Genomic DNA, 19,998 nt, shown 5'->3' on the forward strand with positions numbered 1-19,998 from the left:
TTTCTTCCCTCCGGACTCGGCGTTACACTGTGCGCCGAACTTTTGAGTAATGGATCTTTTTATGCGCATTCACATCCTTGGGATTTGTGGCACTTTTATGGGCGGACTGGCGATGCTGGCCCGCTCGCTCGGACACGAAGTGACCGGTTCAGATGCCAATGTCTATCCGCCGATGAGCACGCTGCTGCAACAGCAAGGCATTGAATTAACTGAAGGTTACGATGCTTCTCAGCTGGACCCGGCACCGGATCTGGTGATCATTGGCAACGCCATGACGCGCGGCAACCCGTGTGTGGAAGCGGTGCTGGAACGCAACATTCCTTACCTTTCCGGACCGCAATGGCTGCACGATTTCGTGCTGCGCGATCGCTGGGTACTGGCGGTGGCCGGTACCCATGGCAAAACCACCACAGCCGGCATGGCAGCGTGGATTCTCGAGGCCTGCGGCCTGGAACCAGGCTTTATTATTGGTGGGGTGCCGGGTAACTTCGACGTATCGGCAAAATTAGGAAAAAGTCCATTCTTCGTCATTGAGGCGGATGAGTACGACTGCGCGTTTTTCGACAAGCGTTCCAAGTTTGTACATTACTGCCCGCGCACCCTGATCCTCAACAACCTTGAGTTCGATCATGCCGACATCTTCGACGATCTGCGGGCGATCCAGAAGCAGTTCCACCATCTGGTGCGCATCGTGCCGGGTCAGGGCAAGATCCTGCTGCCGGAACACGATCACAACATTAAGCAGGTGATGGCGATGGGCTGCTGGAGCGAGCAGGAGAGCGTGGGCGACAATGGTCGCTGGCAGGCGAAGAAGCTGGTGCCGGATGCCTCGCGCTGGGAAGCGTGGCTCGACGGTGAGAAAGTGGCGGAAGTGAACTGGGCGCTGGTCGGCGAACACAACATGCACAACGGCCTGATGGCGATTGCCGCCGCACGTCACGTTGGCGTGAAGCCGTGCGATGCCGGCGAGGCGCTGAACAGCTTCATTAACGCGCGTCGTCGCCTCGAGCTACGCGGCGAAGTGAACGCGATTAAGGTGTATGACGATTTTGCCCATCACCCAACGGCGATTCTCGCTACGCTGGCGGCGCTGCGCAGTAAAGTCGGCGGCACCGCACGCATTCTGGCGGTGCTTGAGCCGCGCTCTAATACCATGAAGATGGGCGTGAGCAAGAACGAACTGGCCCCTTCGTTAGGGCGTGCCGATGAGGTATTCCTGTTCCAGCCGCACCACATTCCGTGGCAGGTCGCGGACGTTGCGGACGCCTGCATTCAGCCGGCGCACTGGAGCGCGGACATTGATACGCTGGTGGAGATGGTGGCTAAAGCGGCGCAGCCGGGTGATTCGATTCTGGTGATGAGCAACGGCGGCTTTGGCGGGATTCATCAGAAACTGCTGGAGCGGTTAGGTAAGTAATGCGTGGCCGGCCCTGGGCCGAGAGGCGATCTGCCCTCATCCCAGCCTTCTCCCGCAAGCGGGAGAAGGGGCCGCCCGGTGCGGACGTCACATTCAGCGTTCGTCCTCAGCTACCTCGGCATACTGCCTCAGCTACCTCAGCACTGTGCTTCAGCTACCCCAGCACTGCGCTTTACATTCCCTCTCCCGCTTGCGGGAGAGGGTTAGGGTGAGGGCAGGGCAACCGTCCGCAGCGGACTTACGCTTCAGCCAGCTCGCGCAGGTACTGGAAAATCTGGCGGGCGGCTTTTGGCGGCTTACTGGCGGCTTTCTCTTTCTGCGCGTTGCGGATCATACTGCGCAGTTGCTGACGGTCGGCGTGCGGATAGAGATTCAGCACTTCCGCCACCGCGTCATCACCCTGTTCAATCAGCCGATCGCGCAGCTGCTCCAGCTTGTGGAACAGCGCAACCTGCTGGTTGTGGCGGTTCTTCAGCTTATCCAGCGCCAGGCGGATTGGCTCTTCGTCGCGCTGACGCAGCATTTTACCAATCAGCTGCAGCTGGCGGCGGCGGCCTTCCTTCTTAATGCGCTGCGCCAGTTCAATGGCGTCACGCAGCTGTTCATCAAGCGGGATCTTATCCAGGGAGTTCTTCCCTAAATCCACTAACTCGGCGCCCAGGCGTTTCAGCTCCTCGGCGTCGCGTTTAATTTCACTTTTACTGACCCAGATAATCTCTTCGTCTTCTTCTTCCTGATTATCCGGCACATCGTCGAGCCAGTCTTCGGGCTGCTTCGTCATCTGTTGGCTCCCTAAAAAAAGAGGCTAATCCTACCAGTTTATCGGGCGACTGCGAAATTGTTCTCTGAGTCTGATAGACTCAATAAATTCATACTTAAGATTAGACGGCAGGTCGATGAACGTATCTACTCAGGTTGCAGAACAACGTAAAGTGTTGGAACAGGCTGTCGCGCAGGCGCTGGAACTGGCGCAAGCCAGCACCGACGGAGCAGAAGTGGCGGTCACCAAAACCACCGGAATCGGTGTCAGTACCCGCTACGGCGAAGTGGAAAACGTCGAATTCAACAGCGATGGCGCGCTTGGCATCACCGTCTATCACCAAAACCGCAAAGGCAGTGCTTCCTCGACCGATCTCAGCCCGGACGCGATTAAGCGCACCGTGCAGGCGGCGATCGATATCGCGCGCTATACCTCGCCCGATCCCTGTGCTGCGCCGGCCGAGCGCGATCTGCTGGCGTTTGAGGCGCCGGATCTTGATCTCTATCACCCGTGGGAGATCGACGCCGATCGCGCCATTGAGCTGGCCGCGCAAGCCGAGCAGGCCGCGCTGCAGGCTGATAAGCGCATCACCAATACCGAAGGGGGCAGCTTTAACAGCCACGTCGGTATCAAAGTCTTTGGTAACAGTCACGGCATGCTGCAGAGCTACTGCTCGAGCCGGCATTCGCTGTCGAGCTGCGTCATTGCCGAGCACAATGGTGACATGGAGCGCGACTACGCCTACACCATTGGCCGCGCGATGGGCGATCTGCAAAGCGCCGACTGGGTGGGCGCGGAGTGCGCGCGCCGCGTGCTGGCACGTCTTTCGCCACGTAAGCTGCCGACCATGAAAGCGCCGGTGCTGTTTGCGCCGGAAGTGGCCACTGGCCTGTTCGGCCATCTGGTGGGCATGATCAGCGGCAGCAGCGTTTACCGCAAATCCACCTTCCTGCTCGACGCGCTGGGCCAGCAGATTCTGCCGTCGTGGCTGACGATTGAAGAGAAGCCGCACCTGCTGAAAGGGCTGGCCTCGACGCCGTTCGACAGCGAAGGCGTACGCACCGAAGCGCGCGAAATCGTGAAAGATGGCGTGCTGCAGAACTGGCTGCTGACCAGCTATTCGGCGCGTAAGCTTGGCCTGCAAAGCACCGGCCACGCGGGCGGCATTCATAACTGGCGCATCGCCGGTCAGGGCCACAGCTTTGACGATCTGGTGAAGCAGATGGGGCGCGGTTTGATCGTTACCGAGATGATGGGTTCCAGCGTCAGCGCCATGACCGGCGACTACTCACGCGGTGCGGCTGGCTTCTGGGTTGAAAACGGTGAAATTCAATACCCTGTGAGCGAGATCACAATTGCGGGCAACCTCAAAGATATGTGGCTCAATATGGTAACGGTCGGTAACGACATTGAAACGCGCAGCAATATACAATGCGGATCGGTGCTGCTGCCGGAGATGAAAATCGCCGGACAATAAAGACATCGCTTGATGAAAGCAGCCCACAGCGGCTGCTTTTTTTTCGCCTGATAATAATTAAAGGAAAACGTTATGCGTAAGCATGTGATTGCTATGTTGTCTTTGTCGTTGCTGTTCTCTTCAGCCAGCCTGTTCGCGGCTGACCTGGAGCAGGATATGGATACCCTGAAAGACGGGCTGAGTGTCGTTAAGAAAACCTCTGACGCCCAGGAAATGCACGCTGCACTGGGCAAGATGCGTGCCGCTGCGCAGGATGCAAAAAAATCCACGCCGGAAAAACTGGAAGGTCAGGGCGCTGACAGCGCACAGATCAAGGATTACCACGCCGGTCTGGACTCACTGATTGCCCAGATCGACGTTGTCGACCAGCTGGCGCAGGCTAACAAGCTGGACGAGGCGAAAACCGAAGCGAAGAAACTGGAAGACATCCGTAACGCCAACCATAAGAAATTCCGTTGATAAACCGGGCCAGCCTGCAGGCTGGCCTTATTCCTGCCGCGGCCTCGCGTCATTCCACCGTTTTTATCCCGCTTTTTACCTCATTTCATGCATTTCGTGAGCGAACTCGCATAGTTCGTGCATCGTGCGATCTGGCGCACAGTCGCCCGTGGGATTTCCACTTTGAGGTGGAAATGTTGCGTCTCCACACTCCCAGGCAGACAGCGTAATTTCTTCTCAACGCGAATTATCTGACATTGTCCGCTGTAAACAGGAGTAACAAGGTGAGGAGTGATGCTGTCCCGCTGAAACCGAGCACGCCGGAGGCAATCCAGGCGCTGGCGGATAAGGTGATGAATCAAATCGCGGCGCTGTATGCCGCGCACCACATTGCAGCCAACGCGGTGCAACAGCAAATGCTGGCCTCACATGTCCGCGCCATGGCGGCTCGCTCTCTCACCGGAGAGGCGCTGCCGGACGTCGAAGCCGAACTGTTTGAGGACATCTCGCCTGAGACCATGGCGCTGGCGCAGCAGGTGGTGGATCTGTTTGGCAATTTGCCTGTCGAAGAAGCCTGGCTGCTGTCGGTGCATATCGAAGTGGCGAAATCGAACGAAGCATGAATTGAGAGAGGAACGGAATATGGTAACGGTAGTGATTGGCGATCGTCTGGGTAAAGGACAGAAAGTGGCAGCTGGCGTGGAAAAAGCCGGCGGCCGGGCAGTAGTGGTGCCGGGCGTGGCGGCGGATATGAAACTGGGCGATGTGATGAAGGCGGAAAACGCTGATTTCGGCATCTCCTTCTGCGGCAGCGGCGGTGCCGGTGCCATCACCGCGCAGAACAAGTACGGCTACAAAGCCAAACACGGCATGCGTTCGGTTGACGAAGGGGTAACCGCCATCAACGAAGGTGCCACCGTGCTCGGTTTTGGCTTCATGGATAAAGAAGAGCTGGGTGAGCGTCTGGTGCAGGCCTGGAATAAAAAACACGGCAGCTAAGCATGAAACAACAGTATGAGACGCAGGTTACGGTGCAGGGCAAAGGCGACAGCAAAGCAAAAGCCTTCGCCGATGCGCTCAGCAAGGTGCAGCAGCAGGTGCTGCGCACCAGCCAGAAAATTCTGTTGCGCATTGAACCGCTCGATGTGCGGGTGCTGCGCGCGCAGGAGAGCGTGCGGAAGGAGAAATTTCTGTTCTTCTTCCTCGCGCGTGAACGGCGGAATTACAGCGTGGAGCTGGAAATTACTGTCAGCGTCACTGTGATCGACACCGAGAGCGTGACCTTCACAGCAACGTAAGAATAACGACAACAAGGGTAACAATATGTTTTTAATCATTTTGTTTAAGTCGTTGATCATAGGTGGATTAGTCGGCGTGGGCGTTGGAGCGGGCGCGGCGCGCATGTTCCACGCGCCCGTCACGCAGGGGATGGGTGCCTTCCGTACGCTGGGCGAGCTCAACTCCTGCGAGGGCGATCCGGCTTCGCACTTCTCCTTTGGTCTCGGCTTCTTCTTTAACGCCTGGGCATCCTCCGTTGCCGCGGGCTCCTTCACGCAGGATGTGGATCACCGCATTCTGCCGAACTGGGGCGCGGCCGCACTGATGGTAAAGAACCGCAACGTCGCGGAAACGCTGCATAACCCGAAGCGCATGGCGATTGCCTGCGGCATCATCGGCATGATCGTGGTGGCCTTCCTGAACAGTACCGCTTCCGCCGTACCGGCTGCGCTGCAGGTTACCGCGGTAAAAGTGCTGGTGCCGGCGGCGAATCTGCTGGTGAACACGGTGATGCCGGTGATCTTCTGGCTGGCGGCAATTGATGCCGGTAAGAAATCGGGCTTCTGGGCAACCATTTTTGGTGGTCTGGCGCAGTTGATCATGGGTAACGCCGTGCCGGGTCTGGTGCTGGGCATTCTGATCGGTAAAGGCGTGGAAGAGAGCGGCTGGAACAAAGTCACCAAAGTGATGATGGCTGCGATTGTCCTGCTGTTTGTGCTGAGCGGCTTCTTCCGTGGCTTCGATGTGAAACTGCTGCAATCCTTCCAGCTCGGCATCCCTGGCTGGCTCGACATGATCCACAACAGCCTGAGCGGCAAATAAGGAGCCTTCAGCATGAACGAGAACGAAAACAAAGGGTTCTGGTACGCCGACTGGTCTTTCCCGCTGTTTGTCGGCCTGCTCTCCTCCGGCGTATTCGCCGGGACGCACATGTACTACCTGTACGGCATCGGTGCTTTTAACGAAGTGGCATTCGTTTCGATGCTGCGCTCCGGCATGGAAACCGGCGTGTACGGCGCGGTGGCGGCGTTTGGTGCCAGCTTCCTGTTTGCCCGCATCATTGAAGGCTCGCTGGTAGGGATTCTGGATATCGGCGGCGCGATTCAGACCGGCGTCGGCCTCGGTGTGCCGGCGCTGCTGCTGGGAGCCGGTATCGTGTTTCCGGTGGCGAACTTTGCCGCCTCGCTGGCTACCGGGCTGGTGATTGGCGTGGCGATTGGCTACGTGATTATCCTCGCGCGTAAATTCACCATCAACCAGAGCGATTCCACCTACGGCGCGGACGTAATGATGGGGGCCGGTAATGCCTCGGGTCGCTTCCTTGGTCCACTGATTATTCTGTCTGCCATGGCGGCGTCAATTCCGATCGGCCTCGGTTCGCTGGTCGGTGCGCTGCTGTTTTACCTGTGGAACAAGCCGATTACCGGCGGCGCAATTCTCGGTGCCATGGTGCTTGGCGCTATCTTCCCGGTTTCGCTGTAAGCGCGAAATGGCTGCACAATCCCGTAGCGGCGCGATTTATCGCGCAATAAATTGCGCCGCTACGGCATGTGCGCTCTGTAAATGGGGGTTTTATGTTTGATCTGATTCTGCGCCGCGCGCGTCTGTGTGATGAACAGCTGGTGGATATCGCGATTCGCGCCGGCAAAATCGCGGCGGTCGGTAAGGTGGACGGCGCAGCGCAACAGGAGCGCGATCTCGGCGGCCGCTACTACGTCAGTGCCGGCTGGATTGACAGCCACGTACACTGCTATCCCAAATCGCCGATTTACCACGACGAAGCCGACGCGATTGGCGTGGCGCAGGGCGTCACCACCGTGGTGGATGCGGGCAGCACCGGTGCCGATCACATCGACGACTTTTATCAGCTGACGCGCAGCGCGAAGACCGAAGTGCGCGCGCTGATCAACATCTCGCGCACCGGCATCGTCACGCAGAACGAGCTGGCCGATATGGCGCAGATCGACGGCGAAGCGGTGGTGCAGGCGGTACAGCGTCGCCCGGACTTTATTGTCGGCCTGAAGGCACGCATGAGCAGCAGCGTGGTCGGCGACAACGGCATTCAGCCGCTGGTGCGCGCCAAAGCCATTCAGCAGGCGGCGGGCAATCTGCCACTGATGGTGCACATCGGTAACAACCCGCCAGTGCTGGAGGAGATCGCCGCGCTGCTCACTTCCGGCGACATCATCACTCACTGCTTCAACGGCAAGCCGAACCGCATTCTGTCACCGCAGGGCGAGCTGAAAGCGGCGGTAAAGCAGGCGATCGCGCGCGGCGTGAAGCTGGATATCGGCCACGGCAGCGCCAGCTTCAGTTTTGCGGTGGCGCGCGAGGCGATTGCCCAGGGCATTCTGCCGGACACCATCAGCTCCGATATCTATTGTCGCAACCGCATCAACGGCCCGGTGCACAGCCTGGCGCACGTGATGTCGAAATTTTTCTCCATCGGCATGACGCTGCCGCAGGTGATCGCCTGCGTCACCGTTAATGCCGCAGCGGGTCTGCGTCTGGCCGGTAAAGGGCATCTGACCGCCGGTTATGACGCCGATCTGACCATTTTTACCGTCAAAGAGGAAGCCCGCCCGTTCGTCGATGCTGAAGGCGAACGGGTCACGGGTGAGCAACATTTGCTGCCGCTGGCCGTGGTGATCGCGGGCCAGTGGCATCTGACTGAGGAAGGGAAAGCGCATCATGTCTTCGATTTATGAGAAATATGACCTGAAACAGGTGATCAACGCCTCCGGCCGTATGACCATTCTTGGCGTGTCGACGCCGTCCGCCGACGTGGTGGATACCGTCAGCTACGGCCTCAATCACTACTTTGAGATCAAAGATCTGGTCAACAAAACCGGTGCCTACATCGCGCGCCTGCTGGAAGTCGAAAACGCGGTGGTAGTGTCCTGCGCCTCGGCCGGTATTGCCCAGTGCGTAGCGGCGGTGATCGTTAAAGATAACGACTGGCTGCTGGATAACCTGCACGCCGCGCCGCTCAGCGTGCCGCACGACATTGTGGTGCCGAAAGGCCATAACGTGAACTACGGCGCGCCGGTGGGCAGCATGGTGGCGCTGGGCGGCGGACGCCTGATTGAGGCCGGCTACAGCAACGAGTGCTCGCCAGAACAGCTGGCGGCGGCCATCACGCCGACCACCGCGGCGCTGCTGTACGTCAAGTCGCATCACTGTGTGCAGAAAAGCCATCTCAGCGTCGAACAGGCGGCAGTAGTCGCGCGCAAACACGGTATTCCGCTGATTGTCGATGCGGCGGCCGAAGAGGATTTGCAGTGCTATTACCAGATGGGCGCCGACCTGGTGATCTACAGCGGTGCCAAAGCGATTGAGGGGCCAACCAGCGGCCTGGTGATTGGCCGCAGCCAGTACGTCGAGTGGGTGAAACGCCAGAGCAACGGCATTGGCCGCGCGATGAAAGTCGGCAAAGAGGGCATTCTCGGTCTGACTCAGGCGATTGAAAACTACCTGCTGCAGAGCAAAACCAGCGGTGCCGACATGGTGGCGAAGATGACGCCCTTTATCGATAACCTCAACACGCTGAACGGCGTCAGCGCGCGCGTGGTGTGGGATGCGGCCGGTCGTGATATCGCCCGCGCTGAGATCAAATTTGATGAAGCGGTGACGGGCTGGCCAACCGGCGAGCTGGTGCAGGCGCTGAAAAACGGCGACATCGCCATCTATTTCCGCGGCTATAAAGCCAACGAAGGCATTATCGAAGCGGATGTGCGCAGCGTCAGCGCGGAACAGCTGCACATCATCTTTAGCCGCATCCAGGCGCTGCTCAGCGGAGGAAAACGCGCATGAATCTCAACCCCAATTTCTATCAGGGCCGTCTGTGCCTCAACGTGCTGGCCGGTTCAAAGCAGAATGCGCAGGCGATCTGGCAGGCGGCAGAAGGGCATGTGCTGGTCGGCGTTTTGTCGAAAAACTACGCCTCGAATGAGGCCGCGATTGCCGATATGCGCGAGTACGCGGCGCTGATTGATAATGCGCTGTCGGTCGGGCTGGGCGCGGGCGACCCGAATCAGTCGGCGATGGTCAGTGAAATCTCGGCAGAACTGCAGCCGCAGCACGTTAATCAGGTCTTTACCGGCGTGGCCACCAGCCGCGCGCTGCTCGGACAGTCACACACTATCGTGAACGGTCTGGTTTCACCAACCGGCACGCCGGGCAAGGTGAAAATCTCCACCGGTCCGCGCAGTTCGCAGGCGGCGGACGGCATTGTGCCGATCGCCACGGCGATCGCCATGCTGCAGGATATGGGCGGCAGTTCGGTGAAGTATTTCCCGATGGGCGGCCTGAAAGCGGTGGAGGAGTATCGCGCGGTGGCGGACGCCTGTGCGCACCATGATTTCTGGCTGGAGCCGACCGGCGGTATCGATCTCAGTAATTTCGAAGAGATTGTGCGGATTGCTCTGGAGGCCGGGGTCAGTAAAGTCATCCCGCACGTTTACAGCTCAATTATTGATAGCGTCAGCGGCGACACGCGCATTGACGATGTGCGTCAGCTTCTGGCAACGTGCAAGAAACTGCTGTAACAAATGAGTAACAGGTGAGGCTCCGTGAGATTTCCCAATCAGCGTTTAGCTCAACTCTTCGCGGCGCTGCAAAGCGAAACGCTGCCACAGGATGAGCTGGCGCGGCGTTTTTCCGTTTCAACGCGCACGGTGCGCACCGACATCACCGCGCTCAATGCGCTGCTGGAACAGCACGGCGCTCAGTTCGTGCTGGCGCGCGGCGCGGGCTATCAGCTAAAAATCGACGACGCGGTGCGCTTCGGCCGCCTGCAGCAGGAGAGTGCGGCACCGCTGCGGGTGCCGCGCACCTCGCAGGATCGGGTGCGCTATTTGCTGAGCCGCTTTCTCACCGCCGCGTATTCGCTCAAGCTGGAAGATCTGTCGGAAGAGTGGTTCGTCAGCCGCGCCACGCTGCAGAGCGATATGGCGGAAGTGCGCGAGTGGCTGGGCCGCTATCATCTCAACATCGAAACCAAGCCGCGCTACGGTATGAAACTGTTTGGCAGCGAGGCGGCGATTCGCACCTGCCTGACCGATCTGCTGTGGCAAATCGACCAGCAGACGCCGGACAGCCCGCTGCTGACGGTCGAGGCGCTGCACAGCGGCATGCTGGCGCAGCTGCAGCCGTTGCTGGCGCAGTGCTTCACGCAGCACGCCATCCGGCTGAGCGATGAGGGCGAGCGCTATCTGCTGATCTACTGCGCGGTGGCGGTGCGCCGCATCAGCGAAGGCTTCCCGCTCAGCGATCCCGGCGCGGAGGATGTCGGCGAGGAGATACGCGAGGCGGCGCACGATCTGGTTAATCTGATGCGCCCGCTGGTGGGCAAAGGCATCTCGCAGGCGGAAGAGAACTGGCTGCGCGTCAATATTGCGGCGCGGCAGATTCAGGCGCTGGCCCCCAGCACCATCAACGCCGATGACGCGGATGCGCTGGTGGATTACCTGCTTAACTACATCAACACCCATTACAACTACCGGCTGCAGCAGGATGAGCAGCTGCGCGCCGATCTGCTCACGCACATCAAAACCATGATTACCCGCGTGCGCTATCAGATCCACATCCCCAATCCGCTGCTGAGTAACATCAAACAGCACTACCCGATGGCCTACGATGTGACGCTGGCGGCCGTCACCAGCTGGGGCAAATACACGCCGTATACCATCAGCGAAAACGAGATTGGCTTTCTGGTGCTGCACATCGGCGTCGGGCTGGAGCGACATTATGATGTCGGCTACCAGCGACACCCGCAGGTGTTGCTGGTTTGCGACAGCGGCAACTCCACGCTGCGCATGATCGAGGCGCTGCTGCTGCGCAAATACCCGCAGCTGGTGGTGACGGCGCGGCTGTCGCAGCGCGACTACGAAGTGCGTGCACACATTGATGAAGATTTTGTTATTTCAACCGCGCGGCTCAGCGAGAAGAACAAGCCGGTAGTGATGATGTCGCCATTCCCTACGGAGTTTCAGCTGGAACAGCTCGGCAAGCTGGTGCTGGTGGATCGCACCCGGCCTTACATGCTGGAGAAGTACTTCGACGCGCAGCATTTCATGGTGCTCGACCGGCCAATGAGCCAGTCGGCGCTGTTCCGCCTGCTGTGCGATCGGCTCGAGGCGGAGGGCTATGTCGATGCTGATTTTTATCCTTCAGTCGAAGAGCGTGAAGCGATTGTCAGTACCATGCTGGGCGAAGGGATTGCGCTGCCACACTCGCTGGGATTACTGGCTAAAAAAACCGTGGTTTATACCGTGCTGGCACCGCACGGCGTGAGCTGGGGCGATGAGACGGCCTCAGTGATTTTCCTGCTGGCGATCAGTAAGAGTGAATATGAGGAGGCGATGGCGATTTACGATCTGTTTGTCACCTTCCTGCGCGAAAGGGCGGTGACAAGATTGCGCGACTGCGCTGATTTCGTCAGCTTTAAAGCGGTGGCGATGGATTGTCTGAGCCGGTTGTGATGGGGATGGGTGCGGTTTGTCCCTCACCCTAACCCTCTCCCGCTAGCGGGCGAGGGGACCGATCCAGCGGTGAGTGAGTTCAGGCGCTGATCCTCAGGCCCGGTGGAATGACTGAATTCTGGCCCTCAAACCACGCCAGGACGGCTCCCTCTCCCGCGTGCGGGAGAGGGCTGGGGTGAGGGCTGGGGTGAGGGCGAAAGGCCGCCAGCACCAGAAATCAGCCGCGTTTCGCCAGCAGTTTCGGAATCTCACGCAGGCACCAGGCTTTGGCTTCACCCATGCTATCGCGGCGCCACGCCATAATAATATCCACCTCACGGGTGTACTCGGCGCTGACGACGCGCAGGCGGCCTTCGGCGATATCTTTCTCTACCATCGGATAGGGCATGGTCGCTACGCCCAGACCGGCCAGCAGCGCGCGGCGTTTATCATCCATGCTGCTTACCGTCAGGCGCTGCTGTTTGTCCAGCAGCTGCACCGTCAATACCGGACGTTCGCGCGCGGTGTCCGCTACGGCGATGCCGCGATACTTAACGCGCGTGACCTCGGACAGCGGCTCCGCTTCCTGATGAATCGGGTGATCCGGACTGGCAACATACACGCTCATAATGCTGTACAGCTTGCGCGTGTTGATTTCGGTGGAGGCGCGAAAATGCAAATCCGGCGCGATCACGATGTCGGCGCGCCCCTGTTCCAGTCGCTCCCATGCGCCCGCCAGCACTTCGGTGACCAGCGAAATCTGCGTATTGGCTTTCTCGGCCAGCTTCTCTACCAGCGGGAACAGCAGCTCGGTCGGGATCAGCGCTTCGGCCACGATAGTCAGATGGGTTTCCCAGCCGCGCGCCAGCGCTTCGGCATCGGTGGTGAGTTTATCGGCGGCTTCCAGCAGCACGCGGCCGCGTTCCAGCAGCATTCGCCCGACGTTGGTGAATTTGGTGCGATGGCCGGAGCGGTCAAACAGCACCACATCCAGCTCCTCTTCCAGCTTCTGCATGGTATAGCTCAGCGCCGATGGCACGCGTCCCAGCTCGTCGGCCGCCGCGGCGAAGCTGCCGCGACGGTCAATAGCATCCATCACACGTAAAGCTTCCAGGGTTAACGCGCGCTCTTTAGCCATGCCGACTCTCTGTCAGTAAATTTGAATATGCCAGGCAGATTAACTGGCTAACAATCCGGCGTCCAGCCTTTTACCATTGACGTATAAAGCCTGTGGTGGATTCTCACCGCAGTGCGTCGGAGGTAAAGCATGATGACAACCCGCTGCGCGTCCGCATGTGGCCAGGCCGATTTCGGTTGGTTGCAGGCGCGCTATAGCTTCTCATTTGGCCACTATTTTGATCCCCAGCTGATGGGCTACGCCTCGCTGCGCGTGCTGAATCAGGAAGTGCTGGCACCCGGTGCGGCATTTCAGCCGCGCACCTATCCGCAGGTGGATGTGCTCAACCTGGTGCTGCAGGGTGAAGCCGAATACCGCGACAGCGAAGGCAATCACCTGGTGGCGCTCGAGGGCGAAGCGATGCTGCTGTCGGCTCGTCAGGGCGTCAATTACAGCGAACACAATATCAGCAAGGATCGCCCACTGACGCGCATGCAGCTGTGGCTGGCCGCCTGTCCGGAACGGGAAAATCCGCTGCTGCAAAAACGTGCGCTGCCGCAGCAAACCCATGTGCTGATTGCGTCACCGGATGGCGCGGACGGCAGCTTGCAGCTGCGCCAGCAAGTGTGGGTACATCAGGTCACGCTGGCACCGGGCGAGCAGTACAGCCTGGCGCTGCACGGACCGCGCGCCTATTTGCAGTCGATTCACGGTGCGCTTGAGGTACGGGCCAGCAGTGCGCATCAGGAGCAGCTGCGCTGTGGCGATGGGGCGTTTGTCAGTGAAGAGGCGCAGATTACGCTGCAGGCGGAAACGCCGCTGCGTGCGCTGGTAATTGATATTCCGGTGTAAAAAAGGCGGCCCTGCTGGCCGCCTGTGGCATTATTTCAGAATGGTAAAGGCGGTGGTGACGTGCTTCACGCCGCTGACACGGCTGGCGATATCCGCTGCTGCCTTCGCTTCTTCCTGCGTTACCAGACCCAGCAGGAACACTTCCCCGTTCTCAGTGGTGACTTTCACGTTGGACGATTTCACCTGATCGCTGCCCAGCAGCTGCGAGCGGATTTTGGTGGTGATCCACGTATCCGATGAAGACGTGCCAAGGCTCACTTTCTGCCCGGTGCGAATCTCGTTATACACCTCTGTCGCGCCATCAACGCCCATGGCGATCTGTTTCGCCCGGCTGGCGAGATCGGCTGACGGTGCCTGACCGGTCAGCAGTACTTTGCCCTGATACGCGGTCACGACCACGCGCGCCTGATTTTTGATCTGCTCATCTTTTGCCAGCGCGTTAGTGACGCGCAGCTCCAGCGTGCCGTCATCAACCTGCGTGCCCACGGTACGCGGGTCGGTGGCGGTTTTGGTGGCGACCGCTGCGCCGCCGGCGACAACCGCCACGCAGCCCTGCAGCAGCATGGCGGTTAACAGAATGGCGATAGCGTTCAATGCTTTCATTTGAGCTCCTTCAGTCATTCCTGGTGTGGGAACAAGGTGTTATCAATCAAATCGCACAGGCAGTTCAGCGTCAGCATATGCATCTCCTGAATGCGTGCGCTGCGATGTGACGGAATGCGAATTTCCACATCGTGCGGACCGAGCAGGCCCGCCAGCTCACCGCCGTCATGGCCGGTCAGCGCGACGATAGTCATATCGCGGGTAACCGCAGCTTCCACCGCTTTAACAATATCGCGGGTGTTGCCACGGGTGGAGATGGCCAGCAGAACGTCGCCGGCCTGTCCAAGCGCACGAACCTGCTTGGCATAAATTTCGTCGTGCAGACGGTCGTTACCGATTGCCGTCAGCATCACATTGTCCGCACTCAGCGCCAGCGCCGGCAGGCTGGGACGCTCAGTCTCAAAACGGTTAATCATGCTGGCGGCAAAATGCTGGGCGTTAGCCGCCGAGGCGCCGTTACCGCAGCTGAGGATTTTGTTGCCGTTCAGCAGTGACTGCACCAGCGTCATCGCGGCGCGGGAAATCGCATCTGGCAGCGCTTCGGCTGCGGCGATTTGCGTCTGAATACTTTCGGTAAAACACGCTTTAATTCTGTCCTGCACAAGACCACCTGGTTCTATCCATCCGCACGAAAGGCATCGGCCAGCCACACCAGTTCGCGCCCGGTGATGGCGATGATGTCAAAACGGCAATTCACCGTATCAAAACTGCCGCCGCGTGCCAGCAACCACAGCGCAGCGGTACGCAGCAGCTTTTGTTGTTTCTGGCGCGTCACGCTGGCAGCCGCGCCGCCAAAACGTGCATCGCGCCGATAGCGCACTTCAACAAACACCCAGCAATCCGCGTCGCGCATAATCAGGTCGATTTCCCCGCTGCGGCAGCGCACATTGCTGGCTTCCCACTGCAGTCCGGCGCGCTCAAGGTAGCGACGCGCCTGCTGCTCCTGCTCAGCGCCGAGGCGCTGGCGGTTTACTGCACCGGAACGATTTGTCCCTGACGATACTGGTTCCATGCCAACTTCCTGTTGATCACGCAATCCGTGTCGGCGCTCAGCTTGCCGGTGTTGCCATCAATGGCGAAGCCCGGTACCTGACGCATCTGGTTAAACTGGTTCGCCAGCGTCCAGGCATCAATGCCCATCGCATAGAGGCGTACCAGCGAATAGTCGTTGTTGAAACTGCGCGCCGCCTGCTGCATCAGGCCAGGATTGGCGCCGGACAGCAGCGGAATATCGCTGAACTGCAGGCCATCCATCTCCAGCCGGAAGTCCGGACCGGCACCGGCCTGCGCGCTGCGCGAGCTGGCATACAGGGCGATGTTATTGCGGCTGCTGGTGCGCATGGCAATCATCGGCTTGATCAGCTGCAGTTCGTCCTGGGTAGCAATAATGTAAACCGCATCAACGCTGCCGCTGCTGCTGGCGCTCTCAGGTGCAGGAGCGCTCGTCTGCGGTGCCGGAATCGTCAGACCGGCGACCGCCACGCCCTGCGGCTGGTCCGGCTGTACCGTCAGCGGCGTGCCGCTCAGTGCAATACCGGCGCCGCTGTTGATGCCCTGTTTCAGCTCGCCCACGCCGCCGAAACGCTGCTGCAGCACGGTTGCGCCGCCCAGCTTCTGCCACTCCTGCGCAAACGCTTTGCCCACGCGGTCGCCATAGCTACTGCGCGGCATCAGCAGCAACGGCTGGCGTTTGCCCTGATCCCAGATATGGTGCGCGGCATCGCGCGCTTCGTCTTCAGGAGAAAGCGCAAAATAGCAAATATTCGGATGGTTCTGGATCTGCTCTGGTTCGTTGAGCGCCAGCACGTTCAGCGGTGTCTGGCTGTTGGCGACCTGTTCCACGTTATTTTTCAGCAGCGGACCAACCACCAGGGTGGCACCATCCTGCTGCGCCTGCTGCATCACCTGAGCAATCGGCTGGCTGCTGGTGTCATACACTTTCACCTGGGCGCTGCTGGCAGGCTGCGCGACGGCTGGCTGTGCGGCGGGCTGCTGCGGCTGTGCGCTGTCTGACGGCGTGATGGCCGCGGCCGACGGACTGACTACCGCGTTGGCATCGCCACTGGCTGGTGTTGCCGTGCTGGCGGGCTGTTGCGTGGAGGCGCTGGCATCGCTGCTGGCGGGTGCGGCAGGGGCTGCCGGCGCAGTCAGCACACCGTTTTTCGCATCGTTGAAGCCTTTCTGGATGGCACTGGCGAACACCTGCGCCTGACCATTAAGCGGCAGCAGCAGCGCGATAGTGCTGGTCGAAGCTTTAGTGAAGTTCTGCACCTGGCTGAGCTGGGTCGGCAGGGTTTTCGCGCCAGGGTTTTGCGGATAGCGCGTCTGCCAGTCGCTAATGGCGGCTTTCAGCATCTGGGCATCCTGACTGTTGGCGTGCCAGGTATTCAGCAGGTCGAGCCAGCCCTGCAGCGTATTTTCGTCGGCGTTGATCACCACGCTGTTGAGCTGATCCTGGGTTAGCTGGGTCAGCGCCTGCCAGGTGGCGTCAATATTGCTCTGGTGATCGGCGCCTTTCAGCAGCGGTTCCTGAGCAATATAGGCGCGCAGCAGCGCGAGCGACGGACGATTTTGCGCAGCGGCAATCTGCAGCGCGTAGTAGCGCACCTGCTGATCCTGCGACAGGTCAGCGGCTTTTATCTGTCCCAGCAGCTGCTGAGCACCGTTGAAATCCTGCTGGGCAATTTGCAGCTGGGCGCGCAGCAGCAGCAGTTCCTGCTGTTGTACATCAGAGAGCTGCTGTGGCAGCTGACCGAGCTGGTTTTGCGCCTGTGGATACTTTCCTTCCTTCAGCAGGGCACGGATGGCAAGTAATTGCCAGTCGGTCTTGCTATCATCGCTGCTTTGCTGCACCTGCTGCAGATAATAGTCAGAGCGGCCCGTGGCAGGACCCTGCACGTTTACGCTTGAGGTTTGCTGCGGTCCCTGGCCGCTACAGGCGGCCAGAATCAGGCCCGCGAGCAAAACAGGGACCAGGCGTCCTGCTTTATGACGTACGACTTTCGAAGGAAGCATACTGTATCCAGTGATGTTTTTTTCAAGATGCTCAATATTAAATCGGCAATTCGGATGAAACAATGAAACAACTCGATCGGGCAGAGATTTCTGCCAGCACGCTCTATATCGTTCCTACCCCGATCGGTAACCTGGGTGATATCACGCAGCGTGCGCTGACGGTGCTTGCGAGCGTCGATCTGGTCGCTGCGGAAGATACACGTCATACCGGGCTGTTGCTACAACATTTCGCCATCAATGCGCGACTGTTCGCACTTCACGACCATAACGAACAGCAGAAGGCCGACGTGCTGTTAGCGAAGCTGCAGGAGGGCCAGAGCATTGCGCTGGTTTCCGATGCGGGCACGCCGTTAATCAACGATCCGGGCTACCATCTGGTGCGCCGTTGCCGCGAGGCCGGGGTGCGTGTGGTGCCGTTGCCCGGTGCCTGCGCGGCGATCACAGCATTGAGCGCGGCGGGATTACCGTCCGATCGTTTCTGTTACGAAGGGTTTCTGCCGGCCAAAAGTAAAGGACGTTGCGATGCGCTGCGTGCACTGAGTGACGAGCCGCGCACGCTGATTTTCTACGAATCGACCCATCGCGTGCTGGATACGCTACAGGATATGGTCAGCGTATGGGGCGCGGCGCGCTACGTGGTGCTGGCACGGGAGCTGACCAAAACCTGGGAGTCATTGTACGGTGCGCCGGTCGGTGAATTGCTGGCGTGGGTGCAGGCGGATGAGAATCGCCGCAAGGGCGAGATGGTGCTAATTGTCGAAGGCCATAAAGCGGATGAAGAGACGCTGCCGGCAGAGGCGCTGCGCACGCTGGCGCTGCTGCAGGCTGAGCTGCCGCTGAAAAAGGCGGCGGCGCTGACGGCGGAAATTCATGGCGTTAAGAAAAACGCCCTGTACAAGTATGCGCTGGAGCAGCAAGAGGCGTGACAAACGCGGGCGGATCGCCTATTATCCCGCGCCGAAGCTGACCAGACAGTCGCCGCTTTGTCGTCGTCCCTTTCGGGGGAGACGGGCAGAGGGGAGGAAAGTCCGGGCTCCATAGGGCAGGGTGCCAGGTAACGCCTGGGGGGCGCAAGCCTACGACCAGTGCAACAGAGAGCAAACCGCCGATGGCCCAGTAATGGGATCAGGTAAGGGTGAAAGGGTGCGGTAAGAGCGCACCGCGCGGCTGGCAACAGTCCGTGGCACGGTAAACTCCACCCGGAGCAAGGCCAAATAGGGGTTCACATGGTACGGCCCGTACTGAACCCGGGTAGGCTGCTTGAGCCAGTGAGCGATTGCTGGCCTAGATGAATGACTGTCCACGACAGAACCCGGCTTATCGGTCAGTTTCGACTTTTTATAAAGACGCCCGCAGATGAAAATCTGCGGGCGTCTTGTTTTTGGGGAGGGTGCGTGCTGTCCCTCATCCTAACCTTCTCCCGCAAGCGGGAGAAGGGACCGATTGTGCGTGGGATGAGTTGAGTATTCGGCCTCCAACACCACACTTAACTATTCCCTCTCCCCGTGGGAGAGGGTTAGGGTGAGGGCAGAAAACCGCACGTAGACAGATAAAACCGCACAAAACTCCCATTTCTCTGCGTAAAGAAACGCAAATCCGCAAAAACATTCTTTTCCCTGTGCCAGAATAGGCGCGTGTTCAACTACTGAGGACAATTTTTCATCCACACCGGGAAAAGCAACAACGTGGATAAGTTGTAAAATTATGGATAACCATTTCGTTACACTTTACGTATTAACCTCTTCACCTACCTGCGTTTTCTCCTGCTCACTGAGCGATCGGCACTGGCGCTTCGCGCTGTAGTTTTTTCTCTCCTTCTTAGCTTTTTATCTTTTTCAGCTATCACGCTGCTGTTTGCGCGTGAATGGCGTTTATTTCTCACAGGAGAGAAATCATGCTGTACTGGATTTTATTAGCGTTAGCGATTGCTGCCGAAATTACGGGCACCGTGTCAATGAAATGGGCCAGCGTTAATGGCGGCAGCGCCGGCTATATTTTTATGCTGTTGATGATCGCCCTGTCATACATCTTCCTCACCTTTGCCGTTAAACGTATTGCCCTTGGCGTGGCTTATGCCATGTGGGAAGGCGTCGGTATTCTGTTTATCACCCTGTTCAGCGTGATGCTGTTTGACGAGGCGCTGTCGGTGATGAAGGCGGCGGGTTTAATCACGCTGATCGCGGGTATCGCGCTGATCAAAGCGGGGACATTCAGCCGTAAGGAGCTGCGTCATGACCACGCTTAACGTCGTGCATCTGGCCTGGCTGGCGCTGGCCATTGTGCTGGAAATTGTGGCGAACATCGCGCTGAAATACGCCAACGGCTTCCGCCGTCCGCTGTATGGCGTGGTATCGCTGGTGGCTGTCCTGGCGGCATTCAGTGCCCTGTCGCAGGCGGTGAAGGGGATCGATCTCTCGGTAGCCTACGCCTTGTGGGGCGGTTTCGGTCTGGTGGCTACCGTAACGGCAGGCTGGATCCTGTTCGGACAACGCCTGAACACCCGCGGCTGGCTGGGCGTGGCACTGCTGCTGGCCGGGATGGTGTTGATCAAATTTGCCTGAGGCAGCGCAATACTGCCTG

Annotated in this window: 22 protein-coding genes and 1 other RNA gene; 17 read left to right on the forward strand and 6 right to left on the reverse strand. The window is 59.2% G+C overall.

Translation table 11 applies throughout. The features are described 5' to 3' along the window. Window positions 1-61 precede the first annotated feature (61 nt). Window positions 62-1,417, forward strand: coding sequence for a UDP-N-acetylmuramate:L-alanyl-gamma-D-glutamyl-meso-diaminopimelate ligase (gene mpl, locus C1Y43_RS10935; RefSeq protein ID WP_058771333.1), 1,356 nt, complete (start codon window positions 62-64; stop codon window positions 1,415-1,417). Between the two features lie 238 nt (window positions 1,418-1,655). Here the strand turns inward: mpl and yjgA are convergent, their stop codons facing one another. Next, the gene (gene yjgA, locus C1Y43_RS10940) at window positions 1,656-2,198 is read right to left on the reverse strand and encodes a ribosome biogenesis factor YjgA (RefSeq protein WP_058759857.1); all 543 of its coding nucleotides are present in this window, start codon (window positions 2,196-2,198) and stop codon (window positions 1,656-1,658) included. Window positions 2,199-2,313: 115 nt separating this feature from the next. On the opposite strand from yjgA, the gene pmbA reads away from it, so the two are divergent. The 11 genes from pmbA (at window position 2,314) to C1Y43_RS10995 (ending at window position 11,852) form a co-directional block, all read left to right on the forward strand. Beyond that, on the forward strand, window positions 2,314-3,654 hold the full coding sequence (gene pmbA, locus C1Y43_RS10945) for a metalloprotease PmbA (RefSeq protein ID WP_058775743.1): 1,341 nt from the start codon (window positions 2,314-2,316) through the stop codon (window positions 3,652-3,654). A 72-nt stretch (window positions 3,655-3,726) separates the two neighbouring features. Further along, entirely contained in the window at window positions 3,727-4,113 is a 387-nt protein-coding gene (cybC, locus tag C1Y43_RS10950; protein WP_021509728.1) for a cytochrome b562, read from the forward strand. A 263-nt stretch (window positions 4,114-4,376) separates the two neighbouring features. Further along, entirely contained in the window at window positions 4,377-4,715 is a 339-nt protein-coding gene (locus C1Y43_RS10955; RefSeq protein ID WP_010617110.1) for a glycine dehydrogenase, read from the forward strand. A gap of 19 nt (window positions 4,716-4,734) precedes the next feature. After that, complete coding sequence (locus C1Y43_RS10960) at window positions 4,735-5,091, forward strand: SFCGS family glycine-rich protein (RefSeq protein ID WP_021509727.1); 357 nt, start codon at window positions 4,735-4,737, stop codon at window positions 5,089-5,091. Window positions 5,092-5,093: 2 nt separating this feature from the next. Beyond that, on the forward strand, window positions 5,094-5,390 hold the full coding sequence (locus tag C1Y43_RS10965; protein WP_021509726.1) for a DUF4312 family protein: 297 nt from the start codon (window positions 5,094-5,096) through the stop codon (window positions 5,388-5,390). Window positions 5,391-5,415: 25 nt separating this feature from the next. Further along, window positions 5,416-6,192 carry a DUF4311 domain-containing protein gene (locus tag C1Y43_RS10970; RefSeq protein ID WP_021509725.1) on the forward strand — a complete coding sequence of 259 codons (777 nt, stop codon included), beginning with the start codon at window positions 5,416-5,418 and terminating at the stop codon, window positions 6,190-6,192. A gap of 12 nt (window positions 6,193-6,204) precedes the next feature. Continuing rightward, window positions 6,205-6,852 (forward strand): DUF4310 family protein, encoded by a 648-nt coding sequence (locus C1Y43_RS10975; protein ID WP_021509724.1) that lies wholly within the window; start codon window positions 6,205-6,207, stop codon window positions 6,850-6,852. A gap of 92 nt (window positions 6,853-6,944) precedes the next feature. After that, window positions 6,945-8,078, forward strand: coding sequence for an amidohydrolase/deacetylase family metallohydrolase (locus C1Y43_RS10980; RefSeq protein WP_021509723.1), 1,134 nt, complete (start codon window positions 6,945-6,947; stop codon window positions 8,076-8,078). Further along, window positions 8,062-9,183, forward strand: coding sequence for a DgaE family pyridoxal phosphate-dependent ammonia lyase (locus C1Y43_RS10985; RefSeq protein ID WP_058759854.1), 1,122 nt, complete (start codon window positions 8,062-8,064; stop codon window positions 9,181-9,183). Before C1Y43_RS10980 ends, C1Y43_RS10985 begins: the two co-directional genes overlap by 17 nt. Next, window positions 9,180-9,917 carry a KDGP aldolase family protein gene (locus C1Y43_RS10990; protein ID WP_104188209.1) on the forward strand — a complete coding sequence of 246 codons (738 nt, stop codon included), beginning with the start codon at window positions 9,180-9,182 and terminating at the stop codon, window positions 9,915-9,917. Before C1Y43_RS10985 ends, C1Y43_RS10990 begins: the two co-directional genes overlap by 4 nt. Before the next feature lie 24 nt (window positions 9,918-9,941). Next, on the forward strand, window positions 9,942-11,852 hold the full coding sequence (locus tag C1Y43_RS10995) for a transcription antiterminator (protein ID WP_021509720.1): 1,911 nt from the start codon (window positions 9,942-9,944) through the stop codon (window positions 11,850-11,852). Between the two features lie 217 nt (window positions 11,853-12,069). On the opposite strand, the gene C1Y43_RS11000 is transcribed toward C1Y43_RS10995, so the two are convergent. Then, window positions 12,070-12,969, reverse strand: a complete 900-nt coding sequence (locus C1Y43_RS11000) for a LysR family transcriptional regulator (protein ID WP_021509719.1) — start codon at window positions 12,967-12,969, stop codon at window positions 12,070-12,072. Window positions 12,970-13,098: 129 nt separating this feature from the next. Between C1Y43_RS11000 and C1Y43_RS11005 the strand changes: the two genes are divergently transcribed. Next, window positions 13,099-13,800, forward strand: coding sequence for a pirin family protein (locus C1Y43_RS11005; protein WP_104188211.1), 702 nt, complete (start codon window positions 13,099-13,101; stop codon window positions 13,798-13,800). A gap of 30 nt (window positions 13,801-13,830) precedes the next feature. On the opposite strand, the gene dolP is transcribed toward C1Y43_RS11005, so the two are convergent. Genes dolP through C1Y43_RS11025 form a run of 4 tightly spaced genes read right to left on the reverse strand, consistent with a single transcriptional unit; the run spans window position 13,831 to window position 17,418 of the window. Further along, the gene (dolP, locus tag C1Y43_RS11010) at window positions 13,831-14,403 is read right to left on the reverse strand and encodes a division/outer membrane stress-associated lipid-binding lipoprotein (RefSeq protein WP_021509717.1); all 573 of its coding nucleotides are present in this window, start codon (window positions 14,401-14,403) and stop codon (window positions 13,831-13,833) included. 14 nt (window positions 14,404-14,417) lie between these two features. Beyond that, a complete protein-coding gene (gene diaA, locus C1Y43_RS11015; RefSeq protein WP_021509716.1) occupies window positions 14,418-15,005 on the reverse strand; it encodes a DnaA initiator-associating protein DiaA in 588 nt (195 codons plus the stop codon). A 14-nt stretch (window positions 15,006-15,019) separates the two neighbouring features. Next, window positions 15,020-15,415 (reverse strand): YraN family protein, encoded by a 396-nt coding sequence (locus tag C1Y43_RS11020; RefSeq protein WP_021509715.1) that lies wholly within the window; start codon window positions 15,413-15,415, stop codon window positions 15,020-15,022. Continuing rightward, entirely contained in the window at window positions 15,373-17,418 is a 2,046-nt protein-coding gene (locus C1Y43_RS11025) for a penicillin-binding protein activator (protein ID WP_059012417.1), read from the reverse strand. Before C1Y43_RS11025 ends, C1Y43_RS11020 begins: the two co-directional genes overlap by 43 nt. Before the next feature lie 62 nt (window positions 17,419-17,480). On the opposite strand from C1Y43_RS11025, the gene rsmI reads away from it, so the two are divergent. The 4 genes from rsmI (at window position 17,481) to mdtI (ending at window position 19,979) form a co-directional block, all read left to right on the forward strand. Continuing rightward, complete coding sequence (rsmI, locus tag C1Y43_RS11030; protein WP_058759850.1) at window positions 17,481-18,344, forward strand: 16S rRNA (cytidine(1402)-2'-O)-methyltransferase; 864 nt, start codon at window positions 17,481-17,483, stop codon at window positions 18,342-18,344. Window positions 18,345-18,377: 33 nt separating this feature from the next. Further along, window positions 18,378-18,754: RNase P RNA component class A (gene rnpB, locus C1Y43_RS11035), an RNA gene on the forward strand. A 558-nt stretch (window positions 18,755-19,312) separates the two neighbouring features. Continuing rightward, complete coding sequence (mdtJ, locus tag C1Y43_RS11040; protein ID WP_058759849.1) at window positions 19,313-19,663, forward strand: multidrug/spermidine efflux SMR transporter subunit MdtJ; 351 nt, start codon at window positions 19,313-19,315, stop codon at window positions 19,661-19,663. Beyond that, window positions 19,650-19,979: a multidrug/spermidine efflux SMR transporter subunit MdtI gene (gene mdtI / locus C1Y43_RS11045; protein WP_104188212.1), complete on the forward strand. Its 330-nt coding sequence runs from the start codon at window positions 19,650-19,652 to the stop codon at window positions 19,977-19,979. Before mdtJ ends, mdtI begins: the two co-directional genes overlap by 14 nt. Window positions 19,980-19,998 lie beyond the last annotated feature (19 nt).

This window comes from Pantoea sp. ICBG 828, assembly GCF_002928355.1.
GTDB classification, from domain to species: Bacteria; Pseudomonadota; Gammaproteobacteria; order Enterobacterales; family Enterobacteriaceae; genus Pantoea; species Pantoea dispersa.

Excerpts from the sequence above, each read along its gene's own strand:
- mpl (WP_058771333.1), top strand. The coding sequence starts at position 62 with ATGCGCATTCACATCCTTGGGATTTGTGGCACTTTTATGGGCGGACTG.
- yjgA (WP_058759857.1), bottom strand. The coding sequence starts at position 2,198 with ATGACGAAGCAGCCCGAAGACTGGCTCGACGATGTGCCGGATAATCAG.
- pmbA (WP_058775743.1), top strand. The coding sequence starts at position 2,314 with ATGAACGTATCTACTCAGGTTGCAGAACAACGTAAAGTGTTGGAACAG.
- cybC (WP_021509728.1), top strand. The coding sequence starts at position 3,727 with ATGCGTAAGCATGTGATTGCTATGTTGTCTTTGTCGTTGCTGTTCTCT.
- C1Y43_RS10960 (WP_021509727.1), top strand. The coding sequence starts at position 4,735 with ATGGTAACGGTAGTGATTGGCGATCGTCTGGGTAAAGGACAGAAAGTG.
- C1Y43_RS10965 (WP_021509726.1), top strand. The coding sequence starts at position 5,094 with ATGAAACAACAGTATGAGACGCAGGTTACGGTGCAGGGCAAAGGCGAC.
- C1Y43_RS10970 (WP_021509725.1), top strand. The coding sequence starts at position 5,416 with ATGTTTTTAATCATTTTGTTTAAGTCGTTGATCATAGGTGGATTAGTC.
- C1Y43_RS10975 (WP_021509724.1), top strand. The coding sequence starts at position 6,205 with ATGAACGAGAACGAAAACAAAGGGTTCTGGTACGCCGACTGGTCTTTC.
- C1Y43_RS10980 (WP_021509723.1), top strand. The coding sequence starts at position 6,945 with ATGTTTGATCTGATTCTGCGCCGCGCGCGTCTGTGTGATGAACAGCTG.
- C1Y43_RS10985 (WP_058759854.1), top strand. The coding sequence starts at position 8,062 with ATGTCTTCGATTTATGAGAAATATGACCTGAAACAGGTGATCAACGCC.
- C1Y43_RS10990 (WP_104188209.1), top strand. The coding sequence starts at position 9,180 with ATGAATCTCAACCCCAATTTCTATCAGGGCCGTCTGTGCCTCAACGTG.
- C1Y43_RS11000 (WP_021509719.1), bottom strand. The coding sequence starts at position 12,969 with ATGGCTAAAGAGCGCGCGTTAACCCTGGAAGCTTTACGTGTGATGGAT.
- C1Y43_RS11005 (WP_104188211.1), top strand. The coding sequence starts at position 13,099 with ATGATGACAACCCGCTGCGCGTCCGCATGTGGCCAGGCCGATTTCGGT.
- dolP (WP_021509717.1), bottom strand. The coding sequence starts at position 14,403 with ATGAAAGCATTGAACGCTATCGCCATTCTGTTAACCGCCATGCTGCTG.
- C1Y43_RS11020 (WP_021509715.1), bottom strand. The coding sequence starts at position 15,415 with ATGGAACCAGTATCGTCAGGGACAAATCGTTCCGGTGCAGTAAACCGC.
- C1Y43_RS11025 (WP_059012417.1), bottom strand. The coding sequence starts at position 17,418 with ATGCTTCCTTCGAAAGTCGTACGTCATAAAGCAGGACGCCTGGTCCCT.
- rsmI (WP_058759850.1), top strand. The coding sequence starts at position 17,481 with ATGAAACAACTCGATCGGGCAGAGATTTCTGCCAGCACGCTCTATATC.
- mdtJ (WP_058759849.1), top strand. The coding sequence starts at position 19,313 with ATGCTGTACTGGATTTTATTAGCGTTAGCGATTGCTGCCGAAATTACG.
- mdtI (WP_104188212.1), top strand. The coding sequence starts at position 19,650 with ATGACCACGCTTAACGTCGTGCATCTGGCCTGGCTGGCGCTGGCCATT.